The 25663-nt window shown below is 38.2% G+C and carries 20 protein-coding genes; 8 read left to right on the top strand and 12 right to left on the bottom strand.

The genetic code is table 11. The annotated features are described in order from the left end of the window. Window positions 1-381: 381 nt before the first annotated feature. The 11 genes from HMPREF2988_RS06585 to HMPREF2988_RS06535 form a co-directional block, all read right to left on the bottom strand. Window positions 382-1692: a glycoside hydrolase family 28 protein gene (locus HMPREF2988_RS06585; protein ID WP_070770269.1), complete on the bottom strand. Its 1311-nt coding sequence runs from the start codon at window positions 1690-1692 to the stop codon at window positions 382-384. Between the two features lie 11 nt (window positions 1693-1703). Next, the gene (locus HMPREF2988_RS06580; protein ID WP_070770268.1) at window positions 1704-3122 is read right to left on the bottom strand and encodes an MFS transporter; all 1419 of its coding nucleotides are present in this window, start codon (window positions 3120-3122) and stop codon (window positions 1704-1706) included. Between the two features lie 240 nt (window positions 3123-3362). Further along, the gene (locus HMPREF2988_RS06575) at window positions 3363-4931 is read right to left on the bottom strand and encodes a glycoside hydrolase family 43 protein (protein WP_070770266.1); all 1569 of its coding nucleotides are present in this window, start codon (window positions 4929-4931) and stop codon (window positions 3363-3365) included. Between the two features lie 3 nt (window positions 4932-4934). After that, window positions 4935-5345: a DUF4064 domain-containing protein gene (locus tag HMPREF2988_RS06570; RefSeq protein ID WP_070770264.1), complete on the bottom strand. Its 411-nt coding sequence runs from the start codon at window positions 5343-5345 to the stop codon at window positions 4935-4937. After that, window positions 5342-6265: a pectinesterase family protein gene (locus tag HMPREF2988_RS06565; protein ID WP_070770262.1), complete on the bottom strand. Its 924-nt coding sequence runs from the start codon at window positions 6263-6265 to the stop codon at window positions 5342-5344. Before HMPREF2988_RS06565 ends, HMPREF2988_RS06570 begins: the two co-directional genes overlap by 4 nt. Beyond that, window positions 6262-7140, bottom strand: a complete 879-nt coding sequence (locus HMPREF2988_RS06560) for a dienelactone hydrolase family protein (RefSeq protein ID WP_070770271.1) — start codon at window positions 7138-7140, stop codon at window positions 6262-6264. Before HMPREF2988_RS06560 ends, HMPREF2988_RS06565 begins: the two co-directional genes overlap by 4 nt. After that, complete coding sequence (locus HMPREF2988_RS06555; RefSeq protein ID WP_070770260.1) at window positions 7127-8464, bottom strand: glycoside hydrolase family 28 protein; 1338 nt, start codon at window positions 8462-8464, stop codon at window positions 7127-7129. The genes HMPREF2988_RS06560 and HMPREF2988_RS06555 overlap by 14 nt, the downstream gene beginning before the upstream one ends. 2 nt (window positions 8465-8466) lie before the next feature. Continuing rightward, window positions 8467-9570, bottom strand: a complete 1104-nt coding sequence (locus tag HMPREF2988_RS06550) for a glycoside hydrolase family 88/105 protein (protein ID WP_070770257.1) — start codon at window positions 9568-9570, stop codon at window positions 8467-8469. A 73-nt stretch (window positions 9571-9643) separates the two neighbouring features. Continuing rightward, window positions 9644-11149, bottom strand: coding sequence for an extracellular solute-binding protein (locus HMPREF2988_RS06545; RefSeq protein WP_070770255.1), 1506 nt, complete (start codon window positions 11147-11149; stop codon window positions 9644-9646). Continuing rightward, complete coding sequence (locus HMPREF2988_RS06540; protein WP_002316990.1) at window positions 11115-11807, bottom strand: YesL family protein; 693 nt, start codon at window positions 11805-11807, stop codon at window positions 11115-11117. The genes HMPREF2988_RS06545 and HMPREF2988_RS06540 overlap by 35 nt, the downstream gene beginning before the upstream one ends. A 21-nt stretch (window positions 11808-11828) precedes the next feature. Then, entirely contained in the window at window positions 11829-12803 is a 975-nt protein-coding gene (locus HMPREF2988_RS06535; protein WP_002320509.1) for an ABC transporter permease, read from the bottom strand. A 297-nt stretch (window positions 12804-13100) separates the two neighbouring features. On the opposite strand from HMPREF2988_RS06535, the gene HMPREF2988_RS06530 reads away from it, so the two are divergent. Further along, window positions 13101-13973, top strand: coding sequence for a carbohydrate ABC transporter permease (locus HMPREF2988_RS06530; RefSeq protein WP_002329939.1), 873 nt, complete (start codon window positions 13101-13103; stop codon window positions 13971-13973). A 353-nt stretch (window positions 13974-14326) separates the two neighbouring features. Here HMPREF2988_RS06530 and HMPREF2988_RS06525 read toward each other — a convergent pair whose 3' ends face one another. Further along, the gene (locus HMPREF2988_RS06525) at window positions 14327-16525 is read right to left on the bottom strand and encodes a helix-turn-helix domain-containing protein (RefSeq protein WP_024635778.1); all 2199 of its coding nucleotides are present in this window, start codon (window positions 16523-16525) and stop codon (window positions 14327-14329) included. A 230-nt stretch (window positions 16526-16755) separates the two neighbouring features. Here HMPREF2988_RS06525 and HMPREF2988_RS06520 point away from each other — a divergent pair, with 230 nt between their 5' ends. From HMPREF2988_RS06520 to HMPREF2988_RS06490, 7 genes are all read left to right on the top strand, one after another. Continuing rightward, a complete protein-coding gene (locus HMPREF2988_RS06520) occupies window positions 16756-17748 on the top strand; it encodes a LacI family DNA-binding transcriptional regulator (protein ID WP_002329936.1) in 993 nt (330 codons plus the stop codon). A 59-nt stretch (window positions 17749-17807) separates the two neighbouring features. Beyond that, window positions 17808-19229, top strand: coding sequence for a tagaturonate reductase (locus HMPREF2988_RS06515; RefSeq protein ID WP_070770254.1), 1422 nt, complete (start codon window positions 17808-17810; stop codon window positions 19227-19229). Continuing rightward, complete coding sequence (locus HMPREF2988_RS06510; RefSeq protein WP_070770253.1) at window positions 19222-20721, top strand: UxaA family hydrolase; 1500 nt, start codon at window positions 19222-19224, stop codon at window positions 20719-20721. The genes HMPREF2988_RS06515 and HMPREF2988_RS06510 overlap by 8 nt, the downstream gene beginning before the upstream one ends. 38 nt (window positions 20722-20759) lie before the next feature. Further along, on the top strand, window positions 20760-22154 hold the full coding sequence (gene uxaC / locus HMPREF2988_RS06505) for a glucuronate isomerase (protein WP_070770251.1): 1395 nt from the start codon (window positions 20760-20762) through the stop codon (window positions 22152-22154). Window positions 22155-22312: 158 nt separating this feature from the next. After that, window positions 22313-22996, top strand: coding sequence for a rhamnogalacturonan acetylesterase (locus tag HMPREF2988_RS06500; RefSeq protein WP_024635782.1), 684 nt, complete (start codon window positions 22313-22315; stop codon window positions 22994-22996). A gap of 1 nt (window position 22997) precedes the next feature. Further along, complete coding sequence (locus tag HMPREF2988_RS06495) at window positions 22998-23834, top strand: sugar phosphate isomerase/epimerase family protein (protein WP_070770249.1); 837 nt, start codon at window positions 22998-23000, stop codon at window positions 23832-23834. A 10-nt stretch (window positions 23835-23844) separates the two neighbouring features. Continuing rightward, the gene (locus HMPREF2988_RS06490) at window positions 23845-25599 is read left to right on the top strand and encodes an ABC transporter ATP-binding protein (RefSeq protein WP_002343148.1); all 1755 of its coding nucleotides are present in this window, start codon (window positions 23845-23847) and stop codon (window positions 25597-25599) included. The last annotated feature ends 64 nt before the right edge of the window (window positions 25600-25663 follow it).

The following is a 25663-nucleotide window of genomic DNA, read 5'->3' as shown; positions in this document are numbered from 1 at the left end:
TTCATCGGAAGTGTTTTTCCGATTTATTTTCGGCTGCCGTAGCAACTTTTATATCATACCAGAGCAACAAGTGATTGTCAACTCTTTTTTAAAAGTTTTTTTCGATTTCGTTTTTCGAAATCTTTCAGCAACTCATTTATCATAACTTATCGTTTGTTATTTGTCAAGAACTTTTTTGAAGTTTTTTTCGATAGAATCAAGCTTCGCAAGCTGTTCTTTTTTAACGACTCAGTTATCTTATCACGTCTAAAAACATGTGTCAACTCTTTTTTGGAATTTTCACAAAATGTTTCAATCAGATGCGACAACGTTGTTTAATATATCATTAAAAAAAATAAAGGTCAAGCTAAAATAATATTTTAGCTTGACCTTATTATAATTTCAACGATTGTCAAAAGTATTGTTTGCAACTGTGTTCCCTGTTTCTATTGATAGAATACAGCTTTCGAAACATAAGTTTTGAACTGCTTCGATTCGTCCAAATTCTTTTGCAGTTATTGTACAATGAGTAAAGCAGACATCTTCTATAGGTTTTTCAGGAAATGCTACCAAGTCAAAAGCCCGAGAAGGAAGTGGATAGCCTGGAGAAAGACTTGCCTGTACATTTTTGACATGTATGTCTCTAACTTTTGTCATTTGTTTTGATTCAGGTATTTCTTCAGCCACTGCTTGCCAACTTTCTGGCATTCGTTCAAGGCCATTGCTATTTTTTCTATTATATTCATTATGCCAGTCCATTATCCAAGAAAACGGAAATTGTACATCCATCATATTCAGGTTTTCTACCCTGATATTTTCAATCACTCCCCCTCTTTCTCTTGAAGATTTCATTCGAATACCACAGTCTGACTGAAAAAAATTGATATCATGAATATACACATCACTAACTCCAGCACTCACTTCGCTACCAATAGTTACGCCGTAACCTGAACGAATGTTACATCTCGCAATCTCGATTCTTGATGATGTTCGATTGACTCTTGCACCGTTACCGTCCCTGCCAGATTTAATAGCGATACAATCATCACCACAGGCCAAATCACATTCATAGATACGCACATCTGTTGAAGAATCAATGTCAATCCCATCTGTACTTGGCCCATCATTATGACGGATGATTACTTTTTCTACTAATACATCGTTAGAATAAGTGATTTGCAGGTTCCAAAAACCTGATTTTTGAAAAATCAAATCACGAATGACAACATGTTCTGCATGATACAGTAAACATGCGCGCGGTCGCTTAATAGCATAATCTGCAATCCAACGCAGTCCCTTTCGATCATATTCAGCTCTTATTCCGCTTTTTTGGTCTTTCCCCCAATATAGTTCCCACCAATGCTCTCCTTGTCCGTCGATTATTCCTTTTCCTTCTATAAGAATATCTTTTGCTGAGAGAACATTCAAAATCGCTGCTGGCCATTTCATTTCTATTCCAGCAACTCGTGTATCAATCTCTGGAAATGCTTCGATCTCTGTTTTTCCCTTGAGAACAGCCCCTTCTTCGAAAATGAGATGGCTCTTATCTTTTAAAAAAAGTGCACCGACTAAATAAATACCTTTTGGAATAAATATGGGCAAGTGTTCTTTTGCACCTTGATTGATTGCCTTTTGCAGCATTACTGTATCATCTTGTTGAATGTCGTTTGTTTTAAAGTCTAAAGCATTGATGAACTCTTTTTTTGTCTGCAATACTTTTCTCCTTATCTTTCATTGATTTTTTTTAATTCTTCACCAATAAACACAGTTTTCGAACGATTCAGCGGATACCCTACTAATAAAATGATTGCGGATACAAATAAACAGAATGCTGGTAGCAAGTTTGCCATCGTATAAATTCTTTCTTGTACTAAAACTGATTGGATGGCTCCACCTGTTGTAGACGATTGGTAACCAATGAGTGCTAGCATAAATCCGCCGACTGCTCCTGCGCATGCTTGTCCTACTTTTCTCGCAAAAGAATTCACTCCGTATACTGTTCCATCTTCTCTTAAGCCTGTGTTATATTGATGGTAGTCAATCACGTCAGTAATGAATGCCCAGACCATCAAATTGAATAAACCAGATCCTAAAGTAGCAATAAATAAAAGAATCAGATATACCCATGCATTGGTTATATGAAGGAAATACATCAGCAAGTACATACATGAAGAAGCGAGTAACGCAAATACGCTTGCTTCCTTTTTACCAAATAATTTTGTCAGCTTTGTAGCAAATGGTGCTAAAACTACTACTGTTCCGTAAGTAAATAAAAGAGCAACAGACATTGCTTGTTTATTATGGAAGTAATCATTAAATAAATAAGTCATATTCGTCCCAGCTAAAATCTGATTGATCACGATGAAAATGTCAACAATGACTAAAATAATCAGTGCTCGGTTAGCCAACAAACCTTTTACCAACTGAGAAGCAGACACTTTTTCGTTTTTGACAACTCTTACTCGTTCAGTAGTCAATTTACAAGTCAGCATGTATGCGACAAATGCAATTGCCGCACATCCGATGGAAATCCAAAAGAAATGATTCCCCGAAACGACTTGCTGCCCACTCTTGTTATGGGTGTACATCAAAATCGGGATAAAGAATCCTGTAGTTGACCCGCCAATCGCAGAACCAATGCTTCGGAATGTGGATAACGAGGTGCGGTCATTAGGATTTGAACTAATGGCTGCTGCCATTGCTCCGTAAGGGATATTGATTGTTGACAGAAAAATACCATAAACAATATATGAAACAAAAATATATGCAATCTTCACCGTCATTGGAAGATGTTGGACGAATGGTAAAAACAAAATGACTGTCACTAAGCAAAATGGATATTTCATTTTTCTGATCCAAGGAATAAATCGGCCAGCTTCTGTTAACTCTGAGACATCGCATAATCTTCCAACCATCACATCAGCAAACGCATCCAAAATTCTTGAGATCAAGAATAACGTACCTACGATTGCTCCTGAAACACCAAGAACATTCGTATAATAAATCATCAAGAAACTATTGACCAAACCTAAAATAAAACAGTTACCTAAATCACCGAACATGTAGCCTATCTTATCGGAAATCCCAAATTCCTTTTTTTCTTTTTTTACTGTATTTGCTGTAACAGCATTTTGTGAAAGCATTTGAATTCCTCCTACCTCTTCTAGTAAACGTTTTCAAAATTATAACTCTTTTTTTATTGTTTTGATATTCACAATATTGACATTTTATTGCATTATCTTGACAGAGAAAAAACAAAAATACTTTCAAAAGCATTGTCACACAAGGGCAATGATATTATTTGCATAACATCATAGATAAACAAAAAGATTCACTAACTAGCAAAAACAAGTTAGTGAATCTCTATTTATTAGAGAGTTAGATTATTCAAGATCTTTTCCTTCGTACTTAAAAAATTCAAAGTCCGCATAACTTCCTCTTTTTCTATTCAAATCATGTACGACTATCCCGATAAAATTCCCGGTAAATCCACCTGAGAGTATACACATGTTTTTTTGTAGACCTACTTCCTTCCATTCTTCAGATGGTGTGTCTTTCAAATAAAACTGTGCTGTCTCTTTCCTTACGGCTACTTTCAAGAAAGTCTTCTTTTCTGTGAGTGGAATCCTCCAATCTTCTATTTGTGCAACTCCGTTTTCTGATTCTATCATACGAAGACATTTTCCCTTGTTCTCATCCCAAGTAACATAGCAATAAATATAATTGGATTCATTTAGGTACAATACCAGTCCAGCCATCTGATTAAAATTATTAGGTGTATATTCAAATGCTGTCTCCGCATCAAAAGTAAAATCCGTTTGCCGAATAGCTAATAAGTGATGGTCAAAGGTAGATTGAAGAGATTCACCGGCAATCAGTCGTAAAAAACCAGGTCTAGTTTTTGTATCACACCAATCAGCCCTTGGCAAAATACGTCTGGCATTCCAGTTCTTTTTTAGCTCTCCTTCAAATGTATCCATAAACTGATGATCTCTCTCTTGTTGTACCTCTTCATTCGTCTCAATCATTATTTCTTCCATCGGAGTTGTCTGGTTATCTTTAAGCCTTAACCAATCGTCGGACGTCCAATACACTTCTTGGATAGCGGTTTCTCTTCCCAAAATAGCCGCACCGTTTAATGGTCTGGTACAAAGATATGTCATGTACCATTTTCCTGACGGGGTTTGTACTAAGCTCCCATGTCCTGTACATTGCAATGTAGAAGCAGGTTTGTCACTAGCTGTTAGCATAGGAAAACCAGGATCAAGCTCGTAAGGACCAGTAATCTTCTTTGCTCGGCAGACTGTGACTGAATGTCCTCTTCCTGTACCGCCTTCTGCTGTCATCAAATAATAATACCCGTTACGAAAATACAAATGCGGTGCCTCTGTTTTCGCTAATTCTGTACCTGCAAATATTTTATAGATGGGACCGTCAAGCTTCTTCTTCTCTGCATCATATTCTTGCAATACGATACCGCTGGATTTATTCGGTGTGTCCAGACGATAGTCCCATAATTCATTGACAAGCCATTTTTTTCCTGTTTCCAAATCATGAAACAAAGAAGGATCAAAGCCGTTACTATTTAAATAAATCGGTTCGGACCAAGGTCCTGTGATCTCAGATGCAGTAATCAAGTAATTGTGGACATCTTTAAACGGACGGCCTGCACTTTTGACATCTGTGTAAACAAGATAGAACAATCCATCAGCATAACTGATTTGCGGTGCCCATATGCTTCCGTTTGTAGGATTTCCTTGCAAAGATACTTGAGTGGTCAAAATATCCGTTGTATGTGACCAATTGACTAAATTCTTCGACTCATATACTCGAATTCCTGGAAGCCATTCAAAAGAGGAGACAATAATGTAATATCGGTCTTTCGCTCTTAAAATATTAGGATCTGGATTGAACCCTCTTAAAATAGGATTTTTCACTTTGATAGTCTGCATGATTCAGGCTTCCTTTCTTATTCTTACTCGATACAAACTGAATGCCCCAGCGGCAAAATAAAAAAATGCAAAAGGAAACGCAATAAACTGAGTGCCGACCAACAATATAACTCCCGTTATAAAATACAAGCCAGTGGCAGTTGTTAAGTATTTTCCTTTAGCCGTCAAAAATAGTGCTACTGCTAAAAAAGCAAGTGAAATAAACAATACAACGGCAAACAGACCAGTCATGTCCTGTAATAGCTCAAATGTATTTTCTAAAGACAAAGTTGGATGATCGACAGCAAGCGACTGATAACTTTTTTTAAACTCTGACGCAGACATATTACTTAAAGTAACTGCTAACCCGCCAAAGAAAATCAGAGATAGGCTGCCACCGATTATTCCTAGCAATAGTTCCCATTTTCTTTTCATTTCAGAACCCCCTGCTTTTCTAAATGGATCCATTCAGGTCTTTTGATTGGTGTTTCATAATTGTTATTTCGTTCAGAGAATTTGGCAGTCTGTTCATTTTTCTTGTCATCCCAATTATCCCAACCAGTTGGGTGAACATGCCCACCTATCTTACACGCTTCAAATACAACATTTGCATACGGGCGCCACGGTCTTCCTAAATAGACGTTTCTAGTATCAGGCTCTGCAGTCAAGGTACAGCTTTCAAAACGATACCCTGATTTTTGATTTTTCGGCGTAGATGCTGCTGTGATGTATCCAGGATTTTTACTGGCTAAGCTATGGATACGGCACTGGCGAAAAACTGCATCTGCCCCACCAAATATGAAATCCACCGTTCCTTCAATCCAGCAATATTCATAGGTCTGACGACAATAATCAGGATTGGCAGAAGCCGGTGTACAAAAAGGCGTACCATCTTTTTGCAAATCAGGCAACGGACCCGTGCATAAAGTATCCTGGTAACCAGTTAGTCGACATTTTTTTAACAATACGCGATCTCCTGAATTGAATAAAGCAACAGCTTGACCTACTTTTTCTCCTGGACCTGCTGTATTTTCGATGTGAAGATTTTCTAATACGACATTCGATCCTTCTAAGAAAAAAGTAGCACTTCGGAAAGTCCCTAACTGGCTACCTTCAAGATACTCCTGTTTTGCAAAACGATTACCGGAGATCACTACTGTTCCTGTTCCCACAAGTTTAAAATTGGATAATCTACTTTCTATATATTCATCATATCTTCCTTCTTTTACTATCAAGACCTTTGGATGGCTATCCGGCAGGTCTGCCAAATAATCAATTCCTTCTTGGATAGTTTCAAAATCCGTCGGGGTATCTATAGAATTTTTTCCAATTATCAGTTTGTCTTTCATCCTCATAAATGCTCCCTTATGAATTGTTTCCAAATGTTTCTCATTTCTTGTGTTTCCATATGACCGCCTGTTAAAGAAAAAGAAGAAAAGTTTTCTGGACTACCCATTGATTGATACTTTTTGTCCAGTCCTTTTCTCAGCTTCAGTACGCCTTCGTCCAAGCACATCGTATCGTTTTTTCCAACTAAGCTAAGACGAGGGCGCGGAGCGATTTTTTCTTGGATTGCTAACGTTGTATAAGCTGTCAGTAGGTTTGGCACATAGTAATAAAACCCATGATGATCTAGGCGACGATGCAGCAAAAGTGTTTCGATGTCCACCTGTGCCGCTAGATCAATACAAACTTTGACACGAGAATCCAATGCCGCCACCCACCAGCTTAATAAGCCTCCCATAGAAAGACCAATCGTTGCGATCCGTTGAGTATCTGTGTCTTCCCTTGTCTCCAAATAATCGATCAAGCTGATCACATCATAAATACGCATTCCCCATAACGTTTTTCCTGTTAATAAAAATTGTTTGAACAACTCGCTTTCGGAAATACCTCCGCGTTCTTCAAATCCCCAAGCATCAATCGACCAAACAGCATATCCCATTCCTGTCAGTACTTCTGCAAAAGATGGAGAAGCTAAGTAAGGAGCACCATGGATCAATTCACTTTTCCCGACTGAAAAATCTCCGCCGTGAGAATGCAGGTAAAGGACCGTCGGAAACGGTCCTTCTTTCTCCGGGTAAGCATAAAGTGCTGGTACTGTTTCCAATTCATTTAAGTACAGTTGATAATATTCAAGCATAAACCCATTTTGTTTTTCTCTGTATAATCGCTTTCCACTAGGAGTAAGTCTGCTAGATGGATCACCTAAAAAGTCATTCAACTGCATAAGCAAAGTTTTTACGAACAACCAGCTCATCCATATTTTCCGATTGAGTTGATCGGAATTTCTCAATACTGATTTCTTTCGTATTTTCTAATAGAAATGCTGGTCCTTCATGATTCTCAATCGTCATTTGATTAAAGGTAACCTTATCCGCAAAACCAATGTAAAATCCTTGCTTACTCATTTCCTCTATCCCTGTCATCATAGCAGGGACACCGGGAACTGCATCTTGGGCCATTGAAACATCAATATTATCAAATGTGATTTCTTGTATAAACTGTTCTGCTAATCCATAAATAAATCCTGCAGAAGCATGGACATTCCTTGCCGTGATATTCGAAAAATGGATCCTTCTGAATGCTGGTGTCCGCTCATCTATCGGATAAGCCGTTTTTTCCCATACATATGGTTCTTTTCCTCGCGGACCGCAGAAATAATAAAGATTCAGTATAAATGGACACATCACATTATCCATGACTATATTGGATACTCGAATATCTTCAACGATCCCGCCTCGACCTCGTCTAGATTTCAATCGTATTCCTCGATCAGTTTCTTGGAAGATACAATTTGAAATGGTAATATTACGTATACTACCACTCATTTCACTTCCTAACACGACCCCTCCGTGTCCATGGACCATCGTGCAATTTGTAATCGTGATATTTTCACAAGCAATTCTTTCGTACGTATCTTCAGTCCCTGCTTTGATTGCGATACAGTCATCTCCCACGTCAATATGGCAATTACTAATACGCACATTTTTGCAGGATTCTGGATCGATGCCGTCTGTATTTGGTGAATCCGCTGGGTTCAAAATCGTCAAGTTGTCAAACGTCGCGTTGCTACAAAGAATTGGGTTGATCGTCCAGCTTGGTGACTGGATCAGTTTGATATCTTTCACAGTGATTCGATGGCAGTTATGGAAACTTATCAATTTAGGACGAGGATAAGCCAGATTATCTGGTTCGTTTCGGAAAGTATGCCACCATTTTTTTCCATTTCCATCTAATGTACCAAAACCAGTGACAGAGATGTTCTCTACATTTTGTGCATAGATACAGGAAGCATAGACTTTTCGATGGACTCCTTCCCAACGTGAATGAACAATAGGATAATCTTTTGGATCGTCAGAGAATTTCAAAACCGCCCCTGCGCTCAAATGAAGTTCTACATTGCTTTTTAAAAATAAAGCCCCTGTTAAAAATTCACCTGCTGGCACAACTACGGTTCCGCCTCCTGCGCTTGCTGCTGCATCAATCGCTTGTTGTATTGCTTCAGTATTCAATTCATCAATTGATGCGCCAAATGTCAAAATATCATACATGTTTATAATGCCTCCACTTCGATCAATGCTTGCAAGAATGCACCGACACCTTTTTGATCATTACAAATAATCGGCTCACTGATGTAGTAAGCGTATGAACCATCTCGCTGTTCTGCTCCGCCTAACCCTGCTACTTGACAGTTTTTGTTCAAGTTCAACCAGCCTTCTTTTGTTTCAAGAACAAATTCATCGAGTAGTCCTTGATGAGATTTTTTCACTTGCGGCAGCCACTCTTCTTTGTTCAGCAAGCCTAAGCGTATCCCTTTAGCCATTGCGTAAACAAACATACTGCTGCCAGAAGCTTCCAGATAATTTCCTTTCCGTTTTGTTTCTGTTGTTACTTGATACCATGTCCCACTGTTTTCTTCTTGATACGGAAGTAATGCGGTCAATGTCTTTTCTAAAATTTCCTTCAGCAAAGAACAATCCGTTTCCGCATGAAGCAATTCATAGGTATCTGCCGCAGCCATCAAATACCAGCCAATCGATCGACTCCAGAAATGATGAGATAAACCTGTTTCTGGGTCAGCCCATGGTTGGACTTTCTTTTCATCCCATGCATGGATTAATAAATTTGTTTTTGGATCGAATAAATGTTTATAGCTGATTTCAAACTGTCTCAAGACATCTTGGTAATCTTTTTCCTCACTAAAATTCTGGATAAATTCAGCATAAAAAGGTGAGCCCATATATAATCCATCTAACCAAATTTGATAAGGATAAATTTCTTTATGCCAAAAAGCCCCTTCGGATGTACGCGGATGGTTTGCCAACTGCTGGGAAAGGAGTTCTGCTGCTTTTTTATATTTTTCTTCGCCTGTTTCTTTGTACAATAAAAAGAAAAGCTTTCCTGTATTTACATGGTCGATATTGTATTCTTCAACGCTGTAGCCACGGATCGTTCCATCTTCTTGCACGAAATAGTCGATATTGTCTTTTATGAAATCAAAATAAATTTTTTCTTGGGTTTGTTCCCAAAGTAATTGGAACCCTTTAAGTACGACGCCATAGTCATAAGACCATTTTCCTTTATACCACTTTTCTTCATATAAGCGAGGTGTTCTTTCCATGATGCTTTTTGCTAATCTCTTTGACCAGTTTTCCATTATTTGCTCTCCTTTAAAAATTAAAATAGGATTTGGGACAAATACCAAGAAGTATTTGTCCCAATCATCTATACTATTGTGCGGCTTTGTATGCTTCCTCGTACTCTTGTGTGATTCGGTCGCCTCCTTGTGCTTTCCAGTCTTCTACAGCTTTCTTGAATCCTTCTTCGTCAAGCTGTCCCATGATGTATTGCACTGTAGCATCAATAACGATTTTTTCGATTTCCGATCCTACTTCATTGTTCGTCGGTGAATCCAATGGCACAGAAGGATCCATTACAGCGAATTCTTCGTTTTCTTTGATCAATTGATTCGACAATTCTTTTTCAGGATCTGCGTCTTTGAAAGAGAACGTTACTTCACTAGGGCGAGAACTTGATAGCGGTTGCACTTCTTGTTGCCAAAGATCCATATCGATAAATTCGATAGAACCATCATCATTCAATTCATAATGTGTTCCCTCAATACCACCAGTCATCAATTTATACATATCTTCTTCTAGAAGATCATCAACAAATTGCAGTAATTTCTTCAATTGTGCTTCGTCTTTTACTTGTGATTTAGGGAATGCTAACAAACCACCAATACCATTTCCTTCTGACCAAACATGATAACCGCCGCCTTCACCATCTGAAATCTTGTTTACAGGGACTAATTCCATATCATCTTGAATACCTTGTCCCATTGTCTTCAGGTTCTTGATATCCACCATCCCAGTGTAGATTCCTGTTTTTCCTTGTGCAAATTGTTCTTGCTGGTCAGTCTTTTGAGTAACCGCAAAATCTTGTGCCAAATAGCCATTCTCAAATAGATCTCTTGAGAAGTTCAACGCTTTCATGTATTCTTCTGTATCAAATTCTGGAGTAAATTTGCCATTATCATCTACAGCCCAGCCATTCGGTGCTCCAAAATAAGAAGTGAACAGCTTAAAGCTGGTATAACGAATATCACTAGGCGCACGATCACCAAAACCAACTGTATCATCCACACCATTTCCATCTGGATCGTTTTCTGTAAATTGTTTAGCTACTTCGTAAAGTTCATCCATCGTAGTTGGAACATCTAATCCAAGATTATCCAACCAGTCTTTTCGAATGACTAAACCAGCACGAGCATAGTCCTTTTGCATTGGCACACCATACAATGCTCCGTCGATACTTGCAGCTTCGATTCTATCCTCAGAGATTTGGCTTAAGTTTTTATAGTCTTTTAAATATTCCGATACATCCCAGAATACGCCTGATTTCAACGCACTTCGGACAGAAGAGTTTTTCAGCATAGCAATTTGAAGTGTAACGATATCTCCTAGTTCGTCAGAAGCCAATGCAGTTGTCAGTCTTTCTTCTTTTGAAGCATCAGGAATCCAATTGAATGTAAGTTCCGTATCGGTTTTTTCTTCTATTAGATTCACGATTGTGTCAGTTGGTGGGGAAGCATGGTGTAAAATATTCAACCAAGTGATTTTGGTTTTCCCATCTTCTGTTTCTGAAGAACTGTTGTTTGAACTGTTGCCACATGCGGCAAGTGCTAAAATTCCTGCAAAACTAAGACCTAATTTTACGAGCGTTGCTTTTTTCATAAATTTTCTCCTTCACTGTTTTAATGATATTTTTGTTTTCTTCTGTTTTTTCTGTATATGAGTTCTTCCATTCCAAATGGCAAAATATAGAATTTGCTGTCCACGTGACTGCGGAAAAGAAGAGACTGCCACCGATAAAGGTTAAAACACCTGGCATTGTTTGGATGATCATCAGGTAAATACCCACCAGACTTAGTATTAATACTAATGAATAATGAAGATGAGAGAATCCGAACAAAAATGCCATTTTCATTTTGAAAAAATATCCTTTCCAATCATAATGTGCCATGATTGGAAAAATATAGAGTGCTGAGAGCAAATACAAGAACGCAGCAATATACAAAGCGATTCTAAGATACCAATTGTGTATGAAAGAAAGATCCACAAGTAAAACAACTCCGATGACGCCGTATATCCAGCTCATCAGCAAGGTTTCACGATAGTTTTCTTTAAAATATGAGAAGTACGTTTTCGTCAAAGGAAATGTTTCTTTTGTGCGCAGCCATTTTCTAATCACTGCAACCATTGCATAAGATGCAGGACCAAAAGTAAAAACCCCCAGACCTGCAATGACTAAACCACCCCACAGAAAATTCAAATAAACCAACTGTAAAATACGATTTAGCCTTCCATTTATTTTATCTAATGACTGCAGCATGTCTTTTCCTCTCTTTCTAAATTAGTAAACGCCGTCTTCTCCTAGCTTTTTGGCGATCTTGTTAGCTAAAATTACCATGAATAATCCTACGACCCCTTTAAACAATCCCATTGCTGTACTGAAACTTAATTGTCCATTCTTCAATCCAGCTGTATAAATGTAGGTGTCGAAAATTTCTGCAACACTTCGATTCAATGAATTCAATAACAAGTACATATGCTCGAAACCTAAGTCCAGTGTCTGACCGATTTTTAGAATCAGCAAGGTAATGATTACTGGACGAATCGCCGGCAATGTAACATGCCATGTTTTTCGCAAGCGTCCTGCGCCATCCATTTCAGCTGCTTCATATAACTGTGTATCTACTGCAGTGATTGCTGAAAGGTAGATGATTGTAGACCAGCCCAACTCTTTCCAGATTACTTGTCCAATATAGACTGTTCGTGTCCACTCAGGAGATGTCAGAAAACTGATTTTTTCGAATCCCATCGTTGCAAGGAATTCATTCAATACCCCTCCGTCAACGTTCAAAAATACATAAGTAATCGAAACGATGATTACCCAAGACATGAAATGAGGGATGTAAATGATCGTTTGAATCCCACTTTTCAGTCGCTTGTTCGTTACTTCGTTTAATAGTAGGGACAAAATAATTGGCATCGGAAAAAATACGAAGATATTTAACCCGAACAAGATCAAAGTATTCCTTAATAAAGTAAAGAAAGTCGGCTCTGTAAACAAACGAATGAAATGTTTGAATCCCACCCAAGGACTGCCCATTATCCCTAAAAATGGTTGATAATCTTGAAAAGCAATAACGAGCCCTCCCATAGGAAGATACCTAAAGATCAGGAAATAAAGGACCCCCGGCAGAATCATCACGTATAAAAATTTATTCGTTTTGATTCCTGCAATTATTTTTTTTCGTCTTCTGAGCTTTTCTTCTTTTTTCGATAGCGTCAGTTGAAATGGTTCTTGTTTCTTTACACTTTCCATAAGCCCCTCCTTAGTTTTATGAATGTTTGCTGCTTATGTCTTTATGATAGATAACTATCCGAATTACGTATATAATCATTTTTATCGCATGTAAAAACGCTTACACAGCAGCGATTTTTATACTTGCAAAATATATAAGTGTATTTCTTCACAAATAAGATACGCCTAGTAACTATTCTATTTTTTTCTATCTGACACTTAACGTAGGAAATGATTATATACGTAATCTTTCACCGATGATAAATTGAATACATAGAAACAGAACATTTAATTTATTTTGAGGAGGAGCCTATCTATATGAAAAAGAAAGTCTCTATAGGAGAAAGAAGTTTTACATTTTTCAACAATACGTTTCTGATCTTGCTAGCTTTGATCTGTATCGTGCCTTTTTTAAATATCATCGCTACATCTTTCGCTTCTACACAAGAAGTCGTCGCGAAAAAATTTATCCTTTTCCCTACTACCTTTTCTCTAGACGCGTATCGTTATATTCTATCTACGCCAACTATTTTTAGAGCACTTGCTGTTTCGATTGGCGTTACCGGGGTTGGGACGATCGTCAGCATGTGCGCAACTTCACTGATGGCATACGGGCTTTCCAGAAAATACTTGTTTGGTCGAGGATTCGTCAACTTTCTTGTTGTATTTTCTATGTTGTTCAGCGGGGGGATGATTCCCACATTCTTAGTTGTTCGTTCTCTGGGACTGGTCAATTCTTATTGGGCAATGATCTTGCCTGTAGCTGTTAATGCAATGAACATGATCATTATGAGAAACTTTTTCCAAGCCTTGCCGGATAGTTTGGAAGAATCGGCAAAAATGGATGGTTGCACAGATTTCGGTGTATTTTTCAAAATCATGCTGCCATTAGCGTTACCGTCTATTGCTACTATCTCACTTTTTTATGCTGTTACTTACTGGAACACTTATATGACCGCTATTTTGTATATCAACGATTCATCTAAATGGCCGATACAGATTCTTTTACGTCAGATCGTCATTGTATCAAGCGGGATGCAAGCAGAAAGTAGTGCCGTTGATGTGATTCCACCAGCACAAACAGTTAAAATGGCTGTTATCGTTATTGCCACAGTCCCTATGCTGATTGCTTATCCTTTTGTTCAGAAATACTTTGTCAAAGGCGCACTCGTAGGTTCTGTCAAAGGTTGATTATGTATGGAACATAAAATAGAGGTTATGAAAGAGACGTTCAGCCTTATTTTTATAAGCTGTCTCTTGAATACCGTTTATTCGCAAAAAAGGATTGTGACAAAGCTTTGGTCACAGTCCTTTTTGCGTGCTTAGCCTTGAAATTTAACTATTCATAAAGACAAATACTAAGGTTATTCTCCTTTCTTTTATTGCTTGAATCAGACCACAAGAAAAACAGCCTCTTGTTTAAACGGCGTTTATCTTGTTGATTCTGCGGCAATAAATTCAGCCAGCCACAAAACATGAAATGCTGTTTTTCGCTGTCCTCTTTTATTGCTTGAATCAGACCACAAGAAAAACAGCCTCTTGTTTCACAAATATTTTTTTCGATATTCTCCCGGAGTGATTGATTCTTTCTTTTTGAAGAAACGAATAAAATTTTGCGGATTTCGATATTGCAGTCTTTCTGCAATCTCTTTTACAGAGAGATTGGTTTCTTTCAACCACTTTTTCGCTACCTCTAGACGATGATTTTGAACGAAATCACCAAATTTTTCTCCTGTTTCCTTTTTAAATACATTGCTTAAATAATTAGGGTTATAGTGCAACCTATCAGCAATCACATCTAGAGATAGATCACGGTCATATTCTGTATAGACGATGTGCATGATATTCTCCGAAAGATTTTTAAATTCATGATCAGTGATTGCTTGAGAACATTCTGTGATTGGCAAGACTAATTGTTCTAAAACAAGTTTTTCTAGCTCTTTGGGATGATAATTGTTCAATGCTTTTACATAGATTTGTTTCATGTTATCAAAATTTTTTGAATCTACTCCCAATAACTGCCCTAATTGAACGAGCTCATTGATCAAACGGACCGAAACTACTTCTCGGCTCAGAGGATTTTTATTTTGTGCGAACAATGCATTAATTAATTCATGTACCAACTTCCTTACTTCCTGATTTCCGGAACGAATAGCTTCAAACAATCGATTCTGTTCTTCTACTGGATATCTAATAAGCGTTTTTTCATGCGCAGCAGGAACAATTTCCTGATAAAATATGATCGAACTCGGACCAGTATTTACACGATAATATAGGGCTTCTTTTGCTCGGTCAACCGATTGCTTGCTTTCATTCAGCGTTTCGAACCGGTTACTGATACCTATACTCACAGTTAATTTCAAGTATTCTTTTACACGTTTTTGAATGAGTCGGCAATACTCCATGACTTTTTTGCTTGCTTCTGCATCATCTTTATCCATTCGATAAATAGTGGCTTGCATTTCTTCATTCAAAACGATCGGCAGCATTCGATTTTCCTTTGGCACAATTTCCGTGATCATGTTGTTGATTGCTAAAAGTAGCAAATCACGCTCTCCACCGTGACTATCTTCTAACAGATCGATTTGAACCAAGGCCGTATAATAGCAGTCAGTTTGAGAACTATAACCAAATTGCTGCAACCGCTGATCTAGTTCTCGCCTTTCTACTCGATTTCTAAATAAACTAAGTACAAATAACGTTTCTAGTTGCGGCTTTTGGGTAACTAAGTGTGCACTTAACGCTTCTTTTTCTCCTATGATCCGACTGACTGATTGAGCGACCAAATCTAGTTCTTTCCCACTGAATCCTTTTGATTTAAGATTCAAACGTTCCTGAATTTGAGAAATTGGACGGGCAAATCTATCCGAAAATAAATAGGAAAGGAGACCGATCAGTCCTACCAGCGTCAAAGACACTGCAACTAACCCGATTCTCAGATTGCGAATCGTTGCTCCAATTGCACTAGAATCAACTTCTAATCTGTAAATCCAATTATTATAATCTGATTTCAGTACGATATAGGATGTCCCATTTTCTCTTATCACTTTCAACTGGTTGTAATCTAGATCCACATCCGCTAATGCATCTGGCTGCTCTTCTTCTTTTACTTTCTGTGTAGAAAAAAGCTTTCCATCTTCGTTTTCGATAGAAAGTATATCTTCTCCACTTTCCCCAACAACTTGTTCTATTGTATGTTTCTCTATCGTAGCAATTCCCAATGCATATTTTTCTTTTTCAAACATTGGTAAAGGAATCACCATTTCGATTCCTTTGTTTTTCTTTTGCCAAAATAAATTATCTTTGTTATTTATGTACTTTTGTTGATACCTTTCAACTTCCTCTTCAGTCAGTTGAGTCAACGATCCATTGATTACTCCCCATTTACCAGCTAAACTGAGTAAATCATAATTATTATCATCCATAACAATTGTTTCTATAAAGTTTAGCTCTTTCCTGATTTCAGAATAAGTGGAGTAATTTGTATATGTCAGTGGATGCTTGAATATATCCGAGAAATTTTTGGTCGAACCATACGTAGAAAACGAATATTCGATCGTTCTGATTTTCCATTCAACGTTCGTTTTGACTTGCCTGAGCAGGTTCTTTTTATCTGTTAAATAACTCGATTCGATCGACTCATAGGTATTCTGATAAATAAATAAACTAAATCCTATGACAAGTACGGCTCCTAATAAAAACATCGGTAAAAATATTTTATAAAACACTGTACTTTTCTTCATTTTCTTCCTCTCTTTCCTTTAAATAAAAGGCTTTCATTTTTCTGTAAAATTGATACTCATCTAATTAAATGAGCATTCCCCGCTTTTAAGAATAGCATAATTAAAAATAAAAATCCAAGTAATTTTTAACGTGTGCAATCTTTTCATACCAAAGATCTATTGACTTATCGTAGTTATCGTAATATGATGAATGCGTTAACAAAAAGTGAAAAAGTAAGGAAAATGATGGAATGGTAACGATCAAAGATATCGCTAAAGCAGCTGGTGTTTCTCATACGACAGTTTCTCGTGCTTTGAATAACAGCAGTTTAATCAAAAATGAAACAAAACAAAAAATACGGCAACTAGCTAAGGAAATGAATTATTCGCCGAACTATAGTGCAAAAGGTTTAGTAAATCAAAAAAAATATCTGATCGGACTGTTTTTCTCAAGTTTGCATAAAGGAACTTCATCAAATTTCCTAGCAGATTCCATTGCAGGTATCCATTCAGTATTGGACACAAACTACAGCTTATCTGTCGAAAGTATCGATGCTGTTGATTTAACAGAAATCAATTTGCAACGTTATGATGGTCTGATCGTTATGAGTCAAAGTGATGAAGATCAGCCTTTTATCGATTATCTGAAAGAAAAAGCGTTTCCCTTCGTCGTTGTCAATCGTCACATCAATGATCCAGCGGTTATCAATGTTACTGCCGATGATGCGGCCGGTGTTATGCAGGCAGTAGATTACGGTATTGGGTGCGGACATACGAAGATCGCTTATATTGGTGGGAAAAAAAACTTTCGTTCGACAAAAGAACGGGAAAAAGGTGTATTGGACAGTCTAAAAAAAGCAAGCATCCCTGCCAATCCAGCCTATTTTTTAACAGGAGACTACAGCTTAGAAAGCGGCCTCAAAAACATGGAATACCTATTATCGCTTTCTGACCTGCCTACTCTGGTTTTTTGTGGCAACGACGATATAGCGATTGGTGCATTGAGAGCTGTACATTCAGCTGGTCTTCGTGTTCCCCAGAACATTTCTCTGATTGGGTTCGATGATTCTCCAGTCGTCTCCTATCTTAATCCACCGCTTACTACAGTACACAAACCGTTGAAAGAAATGTGTCAAGTAGGAACAAAGCTTTTATTGGATTTGATTGAAGACAGGCCGATCGAACAATCTAAAATGGAGCTCTCCACCTTACTGATGCTTCGTGAGTCGATCAATTACTTGTAAACTGCAAGTAATTTTATATAAAAATGTTAACGTGTGCATAACACAGAAAGGAATAATCTATGAATAAACTGACAAAAGAATTAGTGAAAAAAAACGAGGCTCCCGTAAAAGTTCTTCAATTCGGCGAAGGCAATTTTATGCGCGGATTTGTTGATTGGCAGATTCAGCAACTGAATAACCAACAATTGTTTAAAGGAAATGTCGCCATCATTCAGCCTTTAGAACAAGGTCTTGGGAATATGATGAACCAGCAAGACAATTTATATACGGTCATTTTACAAGGACTCAGCAATGGCGAAATCGTTGATACTTCCGAGATTATCACCATAGTAGAACAAATGATCAATCCTTATCATGAATGGGATGCTTATCTTTCTCTAGCAGAAAATGACGACTTGGCCTATATCGTCTCCAATACAACAGAGGCAGGAATCCAATTTGTGGAGACTGATGAACGAACAGATACGCCACCACAGAGCTTCCCGGGCAAACTGACAGCCTTTTTATACCGACGTTTCGAATTAAACAAAGCCGGTTTTACGATTATTCCTTGTGAATTGATTGACAGAAACGGTGAACGTCTAAAAGAAATCATTTTACGCTACGCAGAAAAATGGGATTTAGAACCTGCTTTTATTGAGTGGTTAGAAAAAGAAAATGTTTTCTGTTGTAGTTTAGTTGACCGCATCGTTCCAGGTTATCCTCGTGAGGATGCAGCTGTTTTCAATCAACGACATAACTATGAAGATCAATTGATGGTCAAAGCGGAACCATTCATGCTTTGGGTGATTGAAGGGCCTAAAGAGTTGGAGAATCAACTACCATTCAAACAGGCTGGCTTGAATGTCATCATCACAGATGATATGACTCCTTATCGTGAACGTAAGGTGCATTTGCTTAATGGACCGCACACAGCGATGGTCCCTCTTGCTTTGTTGGCGGAATTGGAAACTGTAGAAGAAGTAATGAAAGATCCTTTATTCTCCGCTTATGTTGATCAGCTATTCGATCTAGAATTGATTCCTATGCTTTCTTTACCTAAAGATGAATTAGCCATTTATGCTGATCAAATCAAAGAACGTTTCTTGAATCCTTTTGCCCATCACAAATTAGAAGCGATTTCATTAAATAGTGTTTCAAAATTCAGCACCCGTCTGCTTCCGGTCTTCAAGAAGTATATCGAAGAAAAAAATCAAGTACCACCGCTAATCTCTGTTTCACTAGCTGCGTTACTTCTTATGTATCGAGGCGATCAAGTAAAGCCCCATGATGATGAAAAGACGATAAGCGAATTTGTTGATGCTTGGTCTGATAATGAAACAGCTATTCTTCGATTATTGCAAAACGCTGCGCTTTGGGGAGAAGATTTGTCTCAATTACCGAATGTGGCAGATACTGTTCAAGAAATGGCTACAAAAATCGATCAAAAAGGTGTCCGAGCAGTATTACAAGAAATGAAAGGAACGATGGTCCATGCTTGAAACCCTGCAACCAACAATGAAATTAAATCAACGAGACAGTGTTGTTGTCGCATTAACACCTATCCCAAAGCAAACACAACTGACGATTGATCAGCAAACGATCACCACTCTTGAAGATATCCCGCAAGGTCACAAGATTGCATTGAGTGATTTGAAAGCTGGAGACAACGTGATCAAATATGGCTATCCAATCGGGCACGTGACGGCAGACGTAACTGCCGGTCAATGGCTGCACACTCATAATGTAAAAACCAACCTTTCTGGTGAATTGGATTATCGATATGAAAAAGATGTCCATCCAAGTCATTATCCTTTTGAGAACCGAACATTTCAAGGCTACTTACGAAAAAATGGAAAAGTAGGGATTCGTAATGACTTGTTCTTAGTCCCTACCGTTGGGTGTGTGAATGGTATTGCTGAACTGATCGTCAAACAGTTCAAAGAAAAACATCCGGATCTGGGACAGTTTGATCATATTACGATTTTAAAGCATCCCTACGGCTGTTCACAGCTTGGAAAAGATCATCAAAATACTCGAGAAATCTTAGCAGACGCGGTAAACCATCCAAATGCTGGCGGAGTTTTAGTGTTTGGATTAGGTTGCGAGAACAATACCGTTCCTGAATTCAAAAAAATTTTAGGTGAATATGATGAAGAACGAGTGAAATTTCTAGTGGCTCAAGATGTCTATGATGAGATCGAACAAGGCGTAGCTCTATTAGAAGAACTTTTAACCGCGGTCGAAAACGACCAGCGCATACCAGTCCCGCTCTCTAAGTTAAATGTCGGTTTGAAATGCGGCGGTTCTGATGGTCTATCGGGAATAACTGCCAACCCTTTGCTTGGTGCATTTTCTGATTACTTGATTGCTCAAGGAGGTAGCACGATCTTAACAGAAGTGCCAGAAATGTTTGGTGCAGAACAAGTATTGATGGCACGAGCGGAAAATGAAAAAGTTTTTGATTCAATCGTTGACTTGATCAATGACTTCAAACAGTATTTCTTGTCTTACGGGGAACCAGTTTACGAAAACCCATCTCCTGGTAATAAAGCAGGTGGGATCACTACATTAGAAGATAAGTCTTTAGGCTGCACGCAAAAATCAGGAAGCTCTCCTGTCGTTGATGTACTGCAATATGGCGAAAAAATCAGAAAACCAGGACTTAGTTTATTACAAGCTCCCGGGAATGATCTTGTAGCTGCCTCTGCTCTTGCTTCATCCGATTGCCAGTTGGTCTTGTTTACCACAGGAAGAGGGACTCCATTTGGCTCATATGTCCCTACGGTCAAGGTATCTACGAACACGACTCTTTTTGAACGCAAAGGTCATTGGATGGACTTTAATGCAGGCGTCTTATTAGAACAACCAATGGAAGTGATCTTAGAATCATTTGTTCAAAAAATCATCGCTGTGGCTAGTGGAGAAGAAACGAAAAATGAACAAAATGACGTTCGAGAAATTGCCATTTTTAAAAACGGAGTAACACTTTGATTTTCATAAAATAGTATAAAAAGAAAGAAGGAAGATTTATGTTTTTATCTGATGATTTTTTATTAAAAGACGATTGGGCGAAAAAGCTTTATCATTCCTACGCAAAAAATATGCCCATTATTGATTATCACTGTCACTTAGATCCAAAAGAAATTTACGAAAACAACAATTTCAGCAATCTGACAGAAGCTTGGTTAGGAGGCGATCATTACAAATGGCGCTTGATGCGAGCTTGCGGCGTGCCTGAAGAAAAAATCACAGGAAATGCTTCTGATTTTGAAAAATTTTTAGCTTGGTGTCAAACCGTACCAAAAATTATCGGAAATCCGCTTTACAGTTGGTCACATCTTGAATTGAAGCGTTTCTTCGATATTGACTTGTTGATAAATGAAGAAAACGCAGAGAAAATTTGGACACAAGCAAATGAAATTTTGGCAACTCCTGATTTCCGTCGGCGGGAAATCGCGAAAAAATCGAATGTAGAAGTGATTTGTACGACAGATGATCCAGCAGATGACTTACACTATCATCAATTGCTTGCTCATGAAGAACCAGATTTGAAAGTTCTCCCTTCATTCCGTCCAGATAAAGCACTCAATATTGAAAAAGAAGGATTTAATGCATGGATCACACTACTGGAAGAAGCAGCTGACCAAACGATTACCACCTATCAAGAACTGATCGAAGTTTTAGGGCAGCGGATAGAATACTTCCATCAACATGGATGTCGTGTTTCCGACCACGCTTTAGACACCTTACGCTATAAAGAAGCGGATGAAACAGTATTAGAAGAGATTTTTCAAAAAGCACGAGCTAACAAACTATTATCTTCAGATGAAATCGATGCTTATCGTACAGAAACACTGATACGTTTGACCCACTTCTATCATTCTCATAATTGGACGATGCAGCTGCATATTCATGCTTATCGTAATTGTAATACACAAATGTTGGAAAAATTAGGACCCGATACCGGTTATGATGGAATGAATGATCTTTCTTTGACTATTCCTCTGCAAAAATTATTGAATCGTGCAGAAGAAACGGATCAGTTGCCAAAGACGATCCTCTATTCACTGAATCCAAATGACTACCCTGCGATTTTAGCTTTGATGGGCTGTTTCCAAAAAGAACAGAATGGAAAACTGCAGTTAGGTTCTGGATGGTGGTACAACGATACTCGAGCTGGTATGCGCGATCAATTGACACAGTTTGCTGATGGTAGTGCTTTGGGGAATTTTGTCGGCATGCTGACAGATTCAAGAAGTTTCCTTTCCTACACTAGACATGAATATTTCCGTCGTGTTCTTTGTGAATTTTTAGGCGAAATGGTCATGCGAGGAGAAGCACCTGAGGATGAACAACTTTTAGGAAGTCTCGTTCAAGCGATTAGTTATACAAATGCTAAAAATTACTTTGGCTTTTTCGCCTAATTGATTAATAGTAACAGTAACGAATCAAAAACAGGATAGCGAAATAACGGAATCCGTTTATCCACGTTTTAGAGAAGAAGACGGACCAAATTTGCTCCGTCTTCTTCTCTTGCTGTTCTGCTTCATTGCCTATAAACCCTTATGAAAGAAGAGATAACATGCCTACTATCCATATTGCCGGTGATTCTACTGCGGCAGAAAAAGATGAAAACAAGCGTCCCGAGACAGGTTGGGGAGAAAAAATCTCTGCTTATTTTTCACCTGAGATCCAGATCAATAACCAAGCAAAGAATGGACGCAGCACCAAATCATTTATCCAGGAAGGAAGATTAGCCCGTTTAGCTTCACAGTTTCAGCCAAATGATTTCTTATTTGTACAATTTGGACATAACGACCAGAAAATCCAAGAAGAAAGAGGTACGCTCCCCTTCGGTAGCTATTTAAAAAATCTGCAGATATTTTTTGAATGCGCAAAAAAAGCGAACGTCCAAATGGTCTTGCTGACATCTGTGACGCGACGAGATTACTTAGAAAATGGAACATTGAATCCAGATATACTTGGAGACTATCCAAAAGCGATGCGTGCATTTGCTGAGAAACACCATATTCCACTTTTAGATGTTTTCTCACGATCACAAGAATATTTCCAGACCTTTTCAAAAGAAGAGACAAAAAAATTCTATCTGCATCTTATGCCTAATAGTTGTGAAAATTACCCAGAAGGACTAAAGGATAATACCCACTTTAGTCCAGAAGGCGCTGATAAAGTTGCCCGAATAATTGCTGAATTGATAAAAGAATCCCGTCTGCCTCTTGCTGATTATTTACAAAAAGGAGTTTGAGATGTTTCCATTAAATTTAGGCATTCGTGCCCATGATCTAGAGGTTCGAAATCGTGAAGAAATCGTTCAAAAAGTATCACAGCTTCACTTGTCCCATATCCAATTTGCACCACAAAAAGCATTTCCTGAACAACTTAAATTAAATACCATGACACTTGGGAGTGCTGCCTATTTTGGTGAATACTTTCAAAAAAACAATATCGAACTTTCCATTTTAGGTTGCTATATCAACCTATCCAGCAAAAATCAAGAAGTTCGTGCACAAGCATTAGCAACTTTCAAACAGCAAATTGCTCTGTGCTCTGCCTATCAAGCCAAGATGATTGCTACGGAAACCGGTAGTGTCTCTGTCGGTTTCACAAAAGAAAATTTTACTGAAGAAGCTTATCAGATTGCTAGAAATTCAGTCATTGAATTAGTCGCTCATGCAGAAAATTTTGGCGTAACTGTTGCTGTTGAAGCAGGGATCAATCATCCGATCTATAACTATCAGTTAGCCAAACGTTTAGTCGATGAAGTAGCTTCACCAAATTTAAAAATCATTTTAGACTGTGCGAATTTGATCCACAAAGAAAATCATGCTGATCAGGAAAAAGTGATCCGAGGTGCCTTGAACAATTTACAGGGTTGTATTACAGCGCTTCATCTCAAAGACTACATCATGGAAAATGGAAAGATCCGCATAGTTCCTGTTGGTAAAGGTTGTTTAGATTTCCGCCCGGTACTACATTATATCAAATATGAGCGTCCTCTAATGTACGCCACTCTTGAAGCTACTCCTGAGATTTATGTTCCTGAAGCAATAGAACACTTGCAGTTTATTTACCAAGATTGTTAAGGAGAAGATTATGGAGGAACGAATACAGAAAAGTTATCAAAAATATCATGCAAATGCTTTTCAGACATTGCTGCATCTTTATCAGGGGAATTATTGGCGCTTTGCCATGTCAGGACTCTTTTTTATTATCAAACATCTTCCATCTTGGTTAATGCCGATCGCTATTGCCAATGTAATCAATGCAGCTTCATCAAAAGATTCCTCTCAATTGCAGGCGATTTATTTCAACGCTTTTTTGATGACTTGTCTGATCGGTCAAAATATATTGACGAATTATTTTCATGTAAAATACCATAGCACTTCGATCCGGCAAGTAGAAGCTGGACTAAGAGCGACCCTTATCAAGAAAATCCAAGAACTTTCTATTCCCTATCAAAAAGAATTGCAATCTGGCCGGATCCAATCAAAGATCATCCGTGATGTAGAAGCCATCCAAACATTGTCCTCTCAAGTATTTGTCAGCGGATTGAACATTGCTGTCAATTTATTCGTGGCTTTAGGTATCACGCTTTATAGAAGTCCTGTCGTTTTCTTGTTTTTCTTATTGACTGTCCCTCTCGCCGCGTTAGTTACTCTTTTTTTCCGGAAAAGAATCAGACAGTCCAATTCAGATTTCCGGCAAGAAATGGAAGAAACTTCTGCAAAAGTGATCGAAGTGATCGAATTAGCACCGATTGCTCGAGCTCATGGGTTAGAAAAACACGAAACCACTCGCTTAAATAAGCATTTTACCCAAATCTATGAAAAAGGATTCCACTTAGATATCCTGCAATCTGTTTTCGGATCAGTCAGCTGGGCTAGTTTTCAGATATTTCAACTGATTTGTTTGATTTTCACTGGGATATTAGCTTTACAAGGGCGTATTCAACCAGGTGATGTCGTGATGTATCAGACATATTTCACAACGATCGTCAATTCCGTTTCTGGAATGATCACACTGATTCCTACGATTTCAAAAGGCATGGAATCTATTACTTCTATTGGTGAACTGTTGATTGCTGGCGATGTAGAAACTTATCACGGTAAGAAAAAAATCCAACATTTGGATGGAAATTTTCGCTTTGAGGATGTTTCTTTTCATTACCCGGACTCACTCAAGCCGATTATCGATCATTTTTCTCTAGAGGTGAAAGCTGGAGAAACAATTGCTTTTGTTGGGCCATCTGGTTCTGGAAAATCTACACTCCTTAACTTATTGATTGGATTTATCCAGCCGTCTTCAGGGAGGATTTTCCTAGATAATCAGCCTTTGGATGAATTGGATATGCGAAGTGTGCGTAATTATTTAGCCGTTGTTCCTCAAACCACTTTGTTGTTCTCCGCTTCGATCAAAGAGAACATCACTTATGGCTTGAAAAACGTATCAAAAGAACGTTTAGATGAAGTCATCGAAGCTGCGCAACTTTCTTCACTGATTGACCAGCTTCCTGATGGACTGGATACCTTAGTAGGCGAACATGGCAACAAGCTGTCTGGTGGCCAAAAACAACGTATCTCCATTGCACGAGCATTGATACGTCAGCCGAAAATCATTTTGCTAGATGAAGCAACTTCAGCTTTAGATAACCAGTCAGAGAAAAAAATCCAGCAGGCCCTGAATTATCTGACAGAAACACCCACTACTTTTATTGTGGCTCATCGGCTTTCAACGATCAAAGAGGCAGATAAAATCGTTGTGATCGATGAAGGAAAAATCGTTGAGATGGGTACTTACGAAGAGCTGTTAGCTCAAGAGGGCTATTTTTACCGTTTGAAAAATGAATGACAAAAAAAAGGAGAGACGACAAGAGTTTTGTCGTCTCTCCTATTTCTGAATAAACGGTGTTCAA

This window comes from Enterococcus sp. HMSC061C05 (assembly GCF_001814765.1).
Classification (GTDB): Bacteria; Bacillota; Bacilli; order Lactobacillales; family Enterococcaceae; genus Enterococcus_B; species Enterococcus_B lactis.
This window is presented reverse-complemented; position numbering and strand designations above follow the sequence as displayed.

Excerpts from the sequence above, each read along its gene's own strand:
- HMPREF2988_RS06580 (WP_070770268.1), bottom strand. The coding sequence starts at position 3,122 with ATGCTTTCACAAAATGCTGTTACAGCAAATACAGTAAAAAAAGAAAAA.
- HMPREF2988_RS06575 (WP_070770266.1), bottom strand. The coding sequence starts at position 4,931 with ATGCAGACTATCAAAGTGAAAAATCCTATTTTAAGAGGGTTCAATCCA.
- HMPREF2988_RS06570 (WP_070770264.1), bottom strand. The coding sequence starts at position 5,345 with ATGAAAAGAAAATGGGAACTATTGCTAGGAATAATCGGTGGCAGCCTA.
- HMPREF2988_RS06565 (WP_070770262.1), bottom strand. The coding sequence starts at position 6,265 with ATGAGGATGAAAGACAAACTGATAATTGGAAAAAATTCTATAGATACC.
- HMPREF2988_RS06560 (WP_070770271.1), bottom strand. The coding sequence starts at position 7,140 with ATGCAGTTGAATGACTTTTTAGGTGATCCATCTAGCAGACTTACTCCT.
- HMPREF2988_RS06555 (WP_070770260.1), bottom strand. The coding sequence starts at position 8,464 with ATGTATGATATTTTGACATTTGGCGCATCAATTGATGAATTGAATACT.
- HMPREF2988_RS06550 (WP_070770257.1), bottom strand. The coding sequence starts at position 9,570 with ATGGAAAACTGGTCAAAGAGATTAGCAAAAAGCATCATGGAAAGAACA.
- HMPREF2988_RS06545 (WP_070770255.1), bottom strand. The coding sequence starts at position 11,149 with ATGAAAAAAGCAACGCTCGTAAAATTAGGTCTTAGTTTTGCAGGAATT.
- HMPREF2988_RS06540 (WP_002316990.1), bottom strand. The coding sequence starts at position 11,807 with ATGCTGCAGTCATTAGATAAAATAAATGGAAGGCTAAATCGTATTTTA.
- HMPREF2988_RS06535 (WP_002320509.1), bottom strand. The coding sequence starts at position 12,803 with ATGGAAAGTGTAAAGAAACAAGAACCATTTCAACTGACGCTATCGAAA.
- HMPREF2988_RS06530 (WP_002329939.1), top strand. The coding sequence starts at position 13,101 with ATGAAAAAGAAAGTCTCTATAGGAGAAAGAAGTTTTACATTTTTCAAC.
- HMPREF2988_RS06525 (WP_024635778.1), bottom strand. The coding sequence starts at position 16,525 with ATGAAGAAAAGTACAGTGTTTTATAAAATATTTTTACCGATGTTTTTA.
- HMPREF2988_RS06520 (WP_002329936.1), top strand. The coding sequence starts at position 16,756 with ATGGTAACGATCAAAGATATCGCTAAAGCAGCTGGTGTTTCTCATACG.
- HMPREF2988_RS06515 (WP_070770254.1), top strand. The coding sequence starts at position 17,808 with ATGAATAAACTGACAAAAGAATTAGTGAAAAAAAACGAGGCTCCCGTA.
- HMPREF2988_RS06510 (WP_070770253.1), top strand. The coding sequence starts at position 19,222 with ATGCTTGAAACCCTGCAACCAACAATGAAATTAAATCAACGAGACAGT.
- uxaC (WP_070770251.1), top strand. The coding sequence starts at position 20,760 with ATGTTTTTATCTGATGATTTTTTATTAAAAGACGATTGGGCGAAAAAG.
- HMPREF2988_RS06500 (WP_024635782.1), top strand. The coding sequence starts at position 22,313 with ATGCCTACTATCCATATTGCCGGTGATTCTACTGCGGCAGAAAAAGAT.
- HMPREF2988_RS06495 (WP_070770249.1), top strand. The coding sequence starts at position 22,998 with ATGTTTCCATTAAATTTAGGCATTCGTGCCCATGATCTAGAGGTTCGA.
- HMPREF2988_RS06490 (WP_002343148.1), top strand. The coding sequence starts at position 23,845 with ATGGAGGAACGAATACAGAAAAGTTATCAAAAATATCATGCAAATGCT.